Origin of the sequence: Mycobacterium sp. E3251 (assembly GCF_001666835.1) — a bacterium.
In the GTDB taxonomy this organism is placed as follows: domain Bacteria; phylum Actinomycetota; class Actinomycetes; order Mycobacteriales; family Mycobacteriaceae; genus Mycobacterium.
This window is the reverse complement of record NZ_LZJF01000162.1, coordinates 1-12,071: the sequence shown is the minus strand read 5'-3', so window position 1 is coordinate 12,071 and position 12,071 is coordinate 1. Positions and strand designations below refer to the sequence as shown.

The window sequence follows — 12,071 nt, the reverse complement described above, 5'->3', positions numbered from 1 at the left end:
ATCAAGCATTTCGCCGACACCAAGAACCTGCTGATCAACGCCGTCGACGCGGTGGGACGGCTCAGCCAGGCCGCCGACCAGTACCTGTCGGAAGCCCGCGGGCCGCTGCACACCGACCTGCAGGCGCTGCAGTGTCCGCTCAAGGAGCTGGGCAAGGGCTCGCCGTACCTGATCGGCGGCCTGGCTGAGCCGTCCCACCGCGTCGACGGCGTTGATCAGCAGGTTCTTGGTGTCGGCGAAATGCTTGATTAGCGGCGGGATGTCGGTGAGCACCCGGTCGAGGACGTCGGCGCGGGCACCCACGTAGGTGAGCAGCCGGTTGGTCGAGTCGATCGCGTGGGTGATGTCATCGCGCTGCTGGTTGAGCTGGTCGGTGAAGGTGTCCAGCTTGCCGAGGAAGGACCGGATCGCCTCGCCGCGCCCGTTGAAGATGTTGTAGACCTCGTTCTGCAGCACCTCGAGGTTCGGGATGCCGCCGCCGCGCAGGATCAACGACAGGCTGGCCAGGGTCTGCTCGGTGGTGGGGTACGACGAGGAATTCTTCAGCGGAATGGTGTCGCCGTTCTTGAGCAGTTCCTGCGACGGGTTCGGCGGTGCGGCGAGCTCGACGTGCTGGGAACCCAGCAGCGAGGTCTGGCCGATCTTGGCGATGGCGTTCTTGGGCAGCTTGGTGTTCTTGTCGACGCCCAGCGTCAGGGTGGCGATCCAGTTCTTCAACTGGATGGACTTGATCGACCCGACGAAGACGTCGGCGACCATCACCTTGCTGTTGCCGTTGATCGCCAGGGTGTCCGGCACCTGCACGTAGATCGTCATGGCGCCCGAGCCGCTGCCCGGGCCACCGGGGATCGCGACGTTGGAGATCCCGCGCCAGCCGCAGGAGCTCAGCACCAGCGCGGCCACCAGCAGGACCATCGCCTGCCAGGCCCGGCGGCGGATCAGACGAAGGGCGCTCATCACTGGCCACCCCCGTCAGCCGGGACCGCGGGCCCACCGGCGTTCGGCGCGGGTGCCGCGACCGGCGCCGGCGTCGGGGCGACCGGGCCCGGGGCCACGTTCGGCCCGGGCGGCGGCGGCTGGATGGGCACCGGCGCATTCAGCCCGATGGGCGGCACGATCGGGTTCTCGTCGTAAGCGTTCGGCGGCCCCGGCGGCGTCTGCAGGTTCGACTGCACGGGCGCGATGTTGGGGCCTCCCATGAGCTCGGCCAGCGAGTCCGGGGTCATCAGACCCGCGGTGATCGGCCCGACCTGCTGGCCTTGCATCCCGGGCGCGACGATCCAGCCGGGCTGGGTGTTGCGGTGCGACGTCGGGGTGTCCGGGACCCAGATGCCGGGCACGGTGGTGTCCTTGTATCCGTTGGGCGGGTGCAGCCGGTCTTCCGAGTAGGCAACTTCCTTGGGCAGGGTCTCGGCAGTGCTGAACAGGTTCGCGCCGAACGGCAGGTAGTTGAACTTGATCGCATCGAGGATCGGTGCCAGGTATTGCGCGCACAGTTCGGCGGACTCCTGATACCCGAGCCGGCTGCCCGCCTGGATGGAGCTGCAGATGAACTGCATCGGGTTGGCGAAGTTCGTGATCGCCGGGATGGCGACCACCGATCCGTGCGACGGGTGATAGATCTGGTTGATATTCGCCGCGGCGGTCGGGAGGACGTGCAGCGCGGTCTCCAACCCGTTCAGCGGGTCCGGCTGCAGGATCGTGTTCGTCACCGTCGCCAGGTTGTTGATGTCGTAGGTCAGCACCTCGCGGTTCTTGTTCAGGAACGGCCGCACGGTGGACAGCAGACCGTCGAACTGCTCGATCGCGTTCGACAGGTCGTGGTCGTTGTGCGCGAGCCGCGTGGTGAAGTCCGCCAGGTTCTGGTTCAGCGCGACGAACTGCTGGTCGTCCTTGTGCAGGGCGTTGACGAACAGAGCCAGGCTCTTCACCACAGCGAAGAAGTCGCCGCGCCCCTCGTTCAACGCGGTCAACGCCTGCGACAGGTTGCTCAGCGTGGTGTTGAATTCCTTGCCCTTGCCGGCCAGCCCGTTGGCATAGGACTCGATGACCTCACCGAACGGGCCCGTCGGCTGCTCGGGGGTGGGGCCCAACTTGGAGATGATGTTCGTGATGCTGTTGCGCAGCTGGTCCCACTCCACCGGGACCTGCGTGCGCTCCTCAGGGATCACGGCGTTGTCCGCCAGTACCGGCCCGCCCTTGTAGGGCGGCTCCAGCTGGATCGCCCGCGACGCCACCAGCGTCGGGTTGAGGATCACCGCGTTGGCGTTGGCGGGAACCCGGTACTTGTTCTCGTAGTGGAAGGTGACCTTCATCTTGTCGCCGGCCGGCTCGATCTTGTCGATCGCGCCGACCCGCAACCCCATGATCTGGACCTTGTCCCCGGGGTAGAGCGCGTTCGCGGCGGGGAAATAGGCGACCACCGTGTTGTTGGTCAGCTTCTCGAAGAGCCGCCAACCGACGAACCCGACGACGATGGCCAGCACGATCACCAGCGATCCGAGGATGACGGTCGCCCGGGTCAGCTTCGGTAGCCGGATGTTCCGGATGTCAAAGGCGGTGCTCAATTCTGGCTACCTCCCCCGGCAGCGCCGCTGCCGCCCGATCCGCCCGGGTTGATGAACGGCGCCGGCAGTTGCGCACCGGGTCCGGGTGGCGCCGCCGGTCCCGGCGGGAACCCGGGCGCGAACGTCGACGGCGGCGGCGTCGGTCCGGCCGGCGCCAGGTTCTCGGTGCGCGCGCCCGGCGGTGCCTGCGGCGGCAGCGGGACGGGCGTACCCGGCACGTCGGGCGGCGGGTCGCCCGGCCGCCCGGCGATCGGGATGCCCGGCGTCGGCGGCAGACCGTCGGGGTTCGGCGGCGAGGTCAGCACGTCCACCGGCGCCGGGAAGCCCGGGCCGCCGAACGGTCCGATGGCCCCACCCGCGCACGGCAGCGGGTTCCACGGGCGCGGCAGACCCTCGTCACCGACCGTGACGTTGCCGCCGGGGTTGGCCGGCGTGTAGGAGCATGGCGATCCGGGCGGAACGGCCGGACCCGGGTGCTCCGGCGTGCCCTCCAGCACCGGCGGCGCCGGCGGCGGTGCCCCGTTGGGGAATCGGGTGCCGTTCGGGTCGGGCCACCGGAATTCGGGCAGCCCGGCGCTGCGCCAGAAGTTCTCCGGGTCGATGCCCCGCTTCTTGAAGGCGGCGTCGACCCACGGCTGAATGATCTGGTAGAGCGCGAGGTTGTGCAGGACCACCTTGAAGAACGGTCCCGACGCGATGGCCTCGTTCAGGGACGGCAGGAACTTGCCAACCTCGGTGAGCCCGGCGGCGACGTCGTCTTTGCGCTCCTTCAAGATGTCGCTGACCGTTCGCAGTTGTTCGAGGACGTGGTTCAGGTTCGGGTTGTCGTTGATGAAGCCCTTGACCTGTTCGGAAAAGGCGGCGACGTTCGCCAACAACGCGTTGATGGCCTGGCCGCGCTCGTTGAAGGCGGCCAGCAGCGTCTTCGTGTTGACCAGCAGGCGGTCGATCTGCTCGCTGCGGTCACCCAGGACGCTGGCCACCTGGTTGGCCTGGGCGAGTAGGTGCTTGACCTGCTCGTCGCGCTTTCCGATCGTGTCGGAGAACTTGGCCACGCCATCGAGCGCCGCGCTGAGGTGCGGGTAGGTCTGGTCGATGGTCTGCGACAGCACGTGCAGCGATTCCTTGACCGTGTCGATGTTCCAGCCCTGGGCCGCCTTGGTGACGTCGAAGAACGCGTCATAGATCTGGTAGGGGGTGGTGCTCTGGCCGATCGGCAACGAGTCCCCGGGCTTCAGTGGCTGATTGCCTCGGGCCTCGACGTCCAGAATCTTCTTACCGAGGATGGTGTCGGTCTTGATCGCCAGCCGGCTCTCGGTGCCGATGGTTGCGGTGCCGAGATTGAATTTGACCAGGACGTGGTCGCCGTCGATAGAGAGGGCCTCGACCTTGCCGACGTCCACGCCGGCGATGCGGACCTTGTCACCGACACCGATGCCTCCGGTGTCGGTGAACTGGCCGAAGTAGTGCGGCTTGGCCATCAGCATGGGCACGCTGGTGAAGCTCTGCCCGACGCCGATGACGAGCACCGTCACGATGATGCCCATCAGGCCGATGCGAACCCGGTTGGCCGGTTCCAGTGTTCTCATTGCGGCGTGCACCTACCCGTCGGCTGCTGGAAGAGCCGGACCGTGCGGACCGGGCCGCCGGCCTGCAGGCCGTTGATCTTGAGCGTGATGTCGCAGGCGTAGAAGTTCACGAAGTCGCCGTAGGAGCCAATTGCACGGCCGATCATGTTCAACGCGGTGGGCACCTTCTTGAGGAAGTCGTTCAGCTGGTCGCGCTGGTCGATGAGCGGCTGCTGGACCGCGTCCAGATAGTTCAGGGTGTTGTGCAACAGGCCGCGGTCCTCGGCGAGCAGGTCGGCGACCGTGCCGGCAGCGTTGCTGATGTGCGCGGTCCCGCCCGCCAGCTGGTCACCGTGGTCCTTCAGCCCGGTGATGAGCACCTCGAGGTTGTTGACCGTCTGGTCGAACTGCTGCCGGTGGCGAACCGTGGTGTCCAGGACGATGTTCAGGTTCTTGATGACTTCGCCGATCGCCTGGTCCCGCTCACCGAGCTGGTTGGTCAGCTGCGCGGTCTGGTCGAGGATGTCGTTGATGGTGCCGCCCTGGCCCTGGAAGACGGTGATCAGCGAGGTCGCGATGGTGTTGACCTTCTGCGGGTCCAGCGCACGAAACAGCGGTTTGAAACCACCGATCAGGGCGTCGAGGTCGAGCGCCGGCGAGGTGCGCGACGTCGGGATGAAGCCGCCCGGCGGCAGCACCTTCTCAGCGCCCTCGCCTTCACCGCGCTTGAGCTCCAGGTAACGGTTGCCGATCAGGTCGAGGTAGCGGATCTGCGCCGTCGTCGACTGGTACAGCGGCACCGAGCGGTCGATGTTGAATTCCACCCGCGCCCGCTTGCCACCGTCGACAACTTTCACGGAGCTGACCTTGCCGATCTCCACGCCCGAGGCGCGGACGAATTGGCCCGCCCGCAGCCCGCTGACGTTGGTGAACTCCGCCGAGTACCCGTTCGTGCGGTCGAACCGCATCTGGCCGAATACGACGACGATCATCACAGTGAAGACCAGCAGCACAAACGAGAAGATGCTGAGCCTGACGATGGTTCCGGTGATTTTCATGGGTTGATCGTGTTATCCCCTACTTGGCGGCCCCAGACGTACTCGATCGCGTATGGGGATCCGGTGTCGAGGTGGTTGTACGGCGCGAGGCTGTTGCCGCTGTCTATCACCAATTCGGGTGCGGGCCACAGGTCGTGGGTGATCTGCTGCCAGCAACCCGGGGCGCCCCCCGGCCCACCGCGCGCGTTCACGCGCGGCAGGTTTTCCGGGTAGGTGTACGGGTTCGGTGCGCCGCCGACGAGCCCGGCCAGCCCGCCGACCAGGCTGGCGAGGGTGACCACCGCCGACACCGGGTTGGCCAGCAACCCGAGCCCTGACAGCGCCTCGGTGTGGGCGTTCAGCGAGTAGCCGTTGCCGCCCAGGAACGAGGATGCCTTGGGCTCGATGTCGTGGTAGTTGCGCAGGGTGCAGAACAGTTCCGGGCTGTAGGTGTCCAGCAGCTGCGCCGTCGGCACCAGGTCTTGCGCGCCCCGCGCCAGGTACGGGCCGCCCCTGTTGAAGATGTCGGCGCCGGTGTTGCCGAACCCGGCCGCCGACAACAGCGCCTGGTCCAGATCCTTCTGCTGGGCGTTGATGGTCCGCGACGTGATGACCGCGTTGTTGAGGAAGTCGATCAGGTCCGGCGCCGCGTTGGCGTAGGTGTCGCCGAGCGCCGCCAACCCCTGAATGTCGCGACGGGCCTGCGGCATCTGCGGATTGACGTCATCGAGGATCGCGTTGGCGTTGACCACGGACTGGCCGAGCTTGTCGCCCAGCCCGGTCAGCGCCTGGGCGGCCGCGCTCAGCGTCAGGTTCAGCTTGACCGGATCCACCTTCTCCGCGATCGAGGTGACGGTCTGGAACAGGGTGTTGATCTCGGTGGTCACCGAGCGCGCGTCGATCACCGTGTGCGGGTTGAGCTTCTGCGGTGACGGGTTTTGCGGTGTCGTCAACGAGACGTACTTGCCGCCGAACACCGTGGTCGCCTTGATGTCGGCGTTCACGTTGGCCGGGATCAGCGACAGATACCGGGGGTAGACGTCCAGGGTGAACTTGGCGGCCGGCTTGCCGTCGCGCACGGTCTCCGAGATGTTGGCCACCCGGCCGATCTCGACCCCGTTGTAGGTGACCTTGGAGCCCGGATCCATCACCAGCCCGGCCCGCGACGCCAGCATCGTCAGCTTCGTCTTCGGCGTGAAGTCACCGCGGAACTGGCCGTAGATCAGGGCCCCGGCCACCAAAGCGATGATCAACGCCGCGATGCCGGCCAGCTTGTACGGCGGCTTCCGGGGGGCATTGACCTGTGCGGGGCCCTTCGATGGTGATGTCATGGCGGCTACACCGTGAGCGCGAAGTTCGGGTTGACGCCGTAGAGCGCCAACGCTGCGGCCAGAACGACGACCTGCACCGACACCAGCGAGAAACGCATCGATCGGCCGACGGCCTCCCCGACGCCGACGGGTCCGCCGCCGGCGTTGTATCCGTAGAAGCAGTGGGTGATCATCACGACCGCCGTGATGATGATGGCCTCGAGGAATGACCAGAACACGTCGTCGGGACGCAGGAACGTCCGGAAGTAGTGCTCATAGGTGCCGTTCGACTGTCCGTAGAGCACCGTCGTGGTGATCTGCGGGGACAGGAACGACATGATCATGGCCAGGGCATAGAGCGGGATGATGACGACCAGGCCGGCCATGATCCGGGTAGTCGCCAGGAACGAGATCGACTTGATGCCCATGACTTCCAGGGCGTCGATTTCTTCGCTGATGCGCATGGCGCCCAGCTCCGCGGTCGCGCCCGCGCCGACGGTGGCGGCCATCGCGATGCCGGTGACCACCGGGGCCGCGATGCGCACGTTGATCAGTGCGGCGAAGAAGCCGGTGAATGCCTCGACCCCGATGTTGCCGAGCGAGGCGAAGCCCTGGATAGCGACCAGGGAGCTACCGGAGAGGGTCACGAAGCCGACGATCGCGACGGTCCCGCCGACGACGGCCATGGCGCCGGTGCCCATGCCGATCTGGGCGATCAGCCGCAACGTTTCCTTGCGGTAGTTGCGTATCGCGTGCGGGATGTGTCCGACGGCCACCGCTCCGAACCAGGCCATCTGGCCGATGTCGTCCACGCCGCGGGCCGCGGCACCGCCGTAGCGGTTGAGGTTCTCGACTGCCCGCGGGAAGCGGGCGCGCAATACGGCAGAGGTTGACATGTCAGTGGCCCGTCCCGAATCGCACGCCGATGGTCGTCAGCACGACGTTGACCGCATACAGAGCGACGACGCAGAGCACGACGGTCTCGTTCACCGCCGTGCCGAGCCCTTTGGAGCCGCCGCGCACGGTCAACCCGCGGTAGCAGCCGACCAGCCCCGCGATGAGGCCGAACATGGCGGCCTTGACGGTCGCAATGACCACCTCGGGCAGGCCGGTGATCGTGGTGAGGGTGGCGAGGTAGGCGCCGCCGGAGACGTTTTGCAGATAGACACCGAACAGGTAGCCGCCGACCAGACCGACGGTGATCACCAGGCCGTTGAGCAGGGTGGCGACCAGGGTCGCCGCGATCACGCGGGGAACCACCAGGCGATGGATGGGGTCGATGCCGAGCACTTCCATCGCGTCGATCTCCTCGCGGATGGTGCGGGCACCGAGGTCCGCGCAGATGGCGGTCGAGCCGGCGCCGGCCACCACCAGCACCGTGGTGAGCGGCCCGAGCTGAGTCACGGCACCGATCGCCGCACCGGCACCGGACAGGTCGGCGGCTCCGAACTGGGCCAGCAGCACGTTGAGCGTGAAGATCAGCAGCACGGTCAGCGGGATCGAGACCATGATGGTCGGCAGGAAGGCCACCCGCATGATGAACCAGCACTGCAGGACGAATTCCCGCCACTGGAACGGCCAGCGGAACAGCGCTCTGCCGGTGAGCACGCACATCCGGAAGAACCCTCCGATGAGCGTCAAGGGCGTCTGCAGCTGGTCGCGTACGTAGCCGACCAGGTAGGGGCCCTGTCGACTCGTCGACGTTGAAGTCACCGCTGCCCCCTCCAGCCGATACCGCGGGCCTCAGGGCGCCGCGGCGGAACGTGTAGCACGCCTCGCCCCCTCGCCGCTGCGCGGCCGGGGGTGCCCCCACCTTGCCGCGACCCAACGTGTGTGACCATGGGCTCCCTACTGGCAAGTAGTAACGGAGACCACAGGAATGTACCCGATGGCCATGCACGTGTGAACTGCATCTGCACAATTAACCCTTCGTCAACAGCGGGCAAACGTTACAGTTTCCGTCAGCTTTCCTCTCTGCCAGTGAAACCTTCTGTAACAGAACGGTTTTCGTCGATATTTGCGGTGCCGTAACGGATCCGTAGCTCAGTCTTGAGCACCTTGCCGGCGGGGTTGCGCGGCAGCGCGTCCACGATCTCGAGCGCCTTGGGATGCTTGTACCGCGCGAGGCGCTCGCCCAGGAATTCGGCCAACTCCTCGAGCAGCAGCTGCTCGCCGGCGACCGCCGCCACCGCGATCGGCACCTCGCCCCACTTTTCGTGGGAACGCCCGATGACCGCGACTTCGACGATGCTGGGATGGCTGGCCAGCACGTTCTCCACCTCGGCGCAGTAGATGTTCTCGCCGCCGGAGATGATCATGTCCTTCTTGCGGTCCACCACCCAGACGTAGCCGTCGGCGTCCATCCGGACCAGGTCCCCGGAATGGAACCAACCGCCCGCGAACGCCTCCGCGGTAGCCTCCGGATTGTTCCAGTATCCGCTCATCAAAGTCGGTGCGCGATAAACGATTTCACCAACTTCACCGACCGGTACGTCATTCATGTTTTCGTCGACCACGCGTGCGGCCACGGTCGGGACCACCTTGCCGACCGATCCACGTTTGCGGATCGCGTCTTCGCCCAGCAGCATGCAGGTGACCGGCGACATCTCGGTCTGCCCGAACGCGGCGAGGATCTGAGTTCCGGGGAACGTCGCCGACATCTCGCGCAGCAGCGCGTCGGGCGCGGGCGCCGCCCCCCACGACATCACCCGCAACCTGAGGTCGCGGGGCCGCGCTTTCTGCTCGGCGCAGACCGCCTGCCATTGCGCGGGCACCAGGAACAGGCCGGTGACCTTCTCCTCGGCCAGCACGTCGAGCAGTGGCCCCGGCTCGAAGGCGCCGAGCGGGTAGATCACCGTGGGGGTGCCGAGCAGCAGCCCGGTCAGCATGTTGCCGATGCCGGCGATGTGAAAGAACGGGACGCCGACGAAACCGACGTCGCTGTTGATGTCGGCGCCGTTGGTGTAGAGGCCCGTCATGGTCTGGCCGGTCAGGTTGGTGTGGGTCAGCACGGCGCCCTTCGGCCGGCCGGTGGTGCCCGAGGTGTACATGATCAACGCCGGCGAATCGTTCGGGATGTCGACGGGTTCGTGCGAAGCGCCGGGCTCGTTGATCAGGTCGTCATAGCCGAGCACGCTGTCGTCGCTCGCGCCACCGGCCACGATGATCGTGTCCAGCAGGGGCTCGACGTCGCGAACCCCGGTCGCGACCGGGGCGAGCACCGATTCGGTGATCACCACGCGGGCTTCGCAATCCTGCACCAGGAAGGCGATCTCGGCGGCGGTGAGCCGGAAGTTCAGCGGCACGGCGATCCCGCCCAGCATGTTGACCGCCAGCACCGACTCGACGAATTCCGTGCGGTTGAGCATCAAGACCATGACGCGATCGCCGAAGCCGACTCCCCGACGGCTCAGCGCATCGGCCAGCGCCCCGACCCGGCGCCACAGTTCGCCCCACGTCACGGTCTTCCCGAGGAAGCGCAGCGCCGTCGCGCCCGGCTGCATCAGGGCATGCCGTTCGAGCTGGTTCACCCAGTTCTGCCGCCGGGCCAGATACGGCTGCTCGGTTCCCTGCGTCAGATGGCTCGCTAATTGCGCGGTCAACCCCAGCCCTTCCCTTCACTCGCGCACCGCTTGCGCCAGGTTGATATTTGATAAAACATGGTGTTGTCTGGGTCACATTATGGCCTTAAAGCCCAGCTGACAAGCCCCGATATAAGTTTCAAACCAACCTCCGCGACGCCCCGAAAGCCCTGGCAGCCCCCGTGAACGCACCGATTTCCACGCGACTGAGGCGCCGACGGCCGCTGCGCCGGGCGCAGTTGTCCGACGAGGTCGCGGGCCACCTGCGGGCGGCGATCATGTCCGGGGCCTTGCGGCCGGGAACGTTCATCCGCCTCGACGAGACCGCGGCCGAGCTCGGCGTCAGCGTCACGCCGGTGCGCGAAGCGCTGCTGAAGCTGCGCGGCGAGGGCATGGTGCAGCTCGAACCGCACCGCGGTCACGTCGTGCTCCCGCTCACGCGGCAGGACGTCGAGGACATCTTCTGGCTGCAGGCCACCATCGCCAAGGAGCTGGCGGCCGCCGCCACCGACCACATCACCGACGCGGAGATCAACGAGCTGGAGCGCATCAACGAGGCGCTCGCCGCGGCCGTCGGCTCCAGCGATGCCGAGACCATCGCGGGCATCGAGTTCGCGTTCCATCGGGTCTTCAATCAGGCGAGCGGGCGGATCAAGCTCGCCTGGTTCCTGCTCAACGCCGCGCGCTACATGCCGGTGCTGATGTATGCCGCCGATCAGCAGTGGGGTGCGGCCGCCGTCGACAATCACCGCCAGCTGATCGCGGCGCTGCGCCGGCGCGATGCCGCCGCGGTGATCGAACACACCGTGTGGCAATTCACGGACGCGGCCGCCCGGCTGAACGAGATGCGGGACCGGACCGGGATCTTCGACTAGCCCGCGGCCAGCTGCTCGGCGCGCCGCTTGAGGCTTTCGGCAAGGTGGTCCAACACATTGTTGAGGAGCTGCTTGACCATCGGCGCCGGAACCGGCATCGAGGTCTCGACGTCGAGGTCCACCGTCAGCAAGCTCGACGTGCCCATCGCCACGACGCTGAACAGCTGCTCCTGCTTGGTGAAGAGGTCACCCTGCTGCAGCACGGTCTGGATCTGGTTTTCCCCCGGGTAGTACACGGCCTGGATGAACATGCTCTGCATGCCCTGGTAGTCGGTGTCGAGCCGCAGCTGGCTGGGGCGCCCGTCGTCGTATCGGGCGAGCACCCAGAGGCCCTTGATCTCCTCGTTCCATTGCGGGTAGGCCTCGAAGTCGGCGACGATGGCCATGATCAAGGCCGCGTCGGCGCTGACCTCGACGGTCTTGCTCATAACGGGCATTGGCGAAGCATAGCCGGGTGGGCGACGCGCTCCGGCAGTGCAGGCCTGGCCGCGGTTTCGCACGAAAGCCCCGGCCCCGCGGGCGATCTCAGGCTTATCGGTCCACGCTTGCCGACGACAGCAACGAGCGCACGGGTGCGGGGATCTCGATCGGCTTGCGACTGAACCGGTCGACGTAGACGTGTACCCAATGGCCCAGCGCGGTGATGGGCTGCGCCTGCTGTGCTTGCGCCGCCCGGAACACGCCGAGCCGGTAGGTGACGCTGCTGCGGCCGAGCCGGGTCACCGCCAGGCCCACCGCGAGGTCTTCGGGGAAATGCAGTTCCGAGTAGTACCGGCAGCCCGACTCGGCGACGATGCCCAGCGCCGGGGTGGTCAACGGGTCCAGCCCGGTGCTGGTGTTGATCCAGGCGTTGATGGCGGTGTCGAACAATTGGTAGTACACCGCGTTGTTGAGGTGGCCGAACATGTCGTTGTCGGCCCACCGGGTTCCGACCGGCCACAGCACGGGGAAGTCGTCGCTGGTGAGCCCGTCCGGCGCCGGTGGTATCACCGGATCCGGCGAGGCCGGGGGTTCCGAAGCCATGGTTGTATTCCAACATGGTTCAGATTCGGGGGGCCGTGCTGGACCGGGTCGGTCTGCCTCGCCCGTACGCCGATTCCCGGCCCATCCGCGTCGTCGATCTCGACCTGGAC

Annotated in this window: 11 protein-coding genes; 1 reads left to right on the top strand and 10 read right to left on the bottom strand. The window is 66.7% G+C overall.

Annotation, left to right across the window (positions count from 1 at the left end):
* From A5697_RS20345 to fadD5, 8 genes are all read right to left on the bottom strand, one after another.
* Nucleotides 1-957: virulence factor Mce family protein (locus A5697_RS20345; RefSeq protein ID WP_082953513.1), on the bottom strand; the 957-nt coding region annotated here is incomplete at its 3' end.
* Nucleotides 957-2,567, bottom strand: coding sequence for a virulence factor Mce family protein (locus A5697_RS20340; RefSeq protein WP_067943546.1), 1,611 nt, complete (start codon nucleotides 2,565-2,567; stop codon nucleotides 957-959). The genes A5697_RS20345 and A5697_RS20340, both read right to left, overlap by 1 nt.
* Nucleotides 2,564-4,156: a virulence factor Mce family protein gene (locus tag A5697_RS20335; RefSeq protein ID WP_067943545.1), complete on the bottom strand. Its 1,593-nt coding sequence runs from the start codon at nucleotides 4,154-4,156 to the stop codon at nucleotides 2,564-2,566. The genes A5697_RS20340 and A5697_RS20335 overlap by 4 nt, the downstream gene beginning before the upstream one ends.
* Nucleotides 4,153-5,193: a virulence factor Mce family protein gene (locus A5697_RS20330; RefSeq protein ID WP_067943542.1), complete on the bottom strand. Its 1,041-nt coding sequence runs from the start codon at nucleotides 5,191-5,193 to the stop codon at nucleotides 4,153-4,155. Before A5697_RS20330 ends, A5697_RS20335 begins: the two co-directional genes overlap by 4 nt.
* The gene (locus A5697_RS20325; protein WP_068011824.1) at nucleotides 5,190-6,503 is read right to left on the bottom strand and encodes an MCE family protein; all 1,314 of its coding nucleotides are present in this window, start codon (nucleotides 6,501-6,503) and stop codon (nucleotides 5,190-5,192) included. Before A5697_RS20325 ends, A5697_RS20330 begins: the two co-directional genes overlap by 4 nt.
* A 5-nt stretch (nucleotides 6,504-6,508) precedes the next feature.
* The gene (locus tag A5697_RS20320) at nucleotides 6,509-7,378 is read right to left on the bottom strand and encodes an ABC transporter permease (protein ID WP_067943538.1); all 870 of its coding nucleotides are present in this window, start codon (nucleotides 7,376-7,378) and stop codon (nucleotides 6,509-6,511) included.
* A 1-nt stretch (nucleotide 7,379) separates the two neighbouring features.
* Nucleotides 7,380-8,195 carry an ABC transporter permease gene (locus tag A5697_RS20315; RefSeq protein ID WP_066949488.1) on the bottom strand — a complete coding sequence of 272 codons (816 nt, stop codon included), beginning with the start codon at nucleotides 8,193-8,195 and terminating at the stop codon, nucleotides 7,380-7,382.
* A gap of 248 nt (nucleotides 8,196-8,443) precedes the next feature.
* Nucleotides 8,444-10,084: a fatty-acid--CoA ligase FadD5 gene (gene fadD5, locus A5697_RS20310; protein WP_067943537.1), complete on the bottom strand. Its 1,641-nt coding sequence runs from the start codon at nucleotides 10,082-10,084 to the stop codon at nucleotides 8,444-8,446.
* Nucleotides 10,085-10,245: 161 nt separating this feature from the next.
* On the opposite strand from fadD5, the gene A5697_RS20305 reads away from it, so the two are divergent.
* On the top strand, nucleotides 10,246-10,938 hold the full coding sequence (locus A5697_RS20305) for a GntR family transcriptional regulator (protein ID WP_067943535.1): 693 nt from the start codon (nucleotides 10,246-10,248) through the stop codon (nucleotides 10,936-10,938).
* Here the strand turns inward: A5697_RS20305 and A5697_RS20300 are convergent.
* Both A5697_RS20300 and A5697_RS20295 read right to left on the bottom strand, forming a co-directional pair.
* Nucleotides 10,935-11,375, bottom strand: a complete 441-nt coding sequence (locus tag A5697_RS20300; protein ID WP_067943533.1) for an SRPBCC family protein — start codon at nucleotides 11,373-11,375, stop codon at nucleotides 10,935-10,937. The genes A5697_RS20305 and A5697_RS20300 overlap by 4 nt on opposite strands.
* Before the next feature lie 94 nt (nucleotides 11,376-11,469).
* Complete coding sequence (locus tag A5697_RS20295; RefSeq protein ID WP_068011823.1) at nucleotides 11,470-11,961, bottom strand: thioesterase family protein; 492 nt, start codon at nucleotides 11,959-11,961, stop codon at nucleotides 11,470-11,472.
* Between the last annotated feature and the right edge of the window lie 110 nt (nucleotides 11,962-12,071).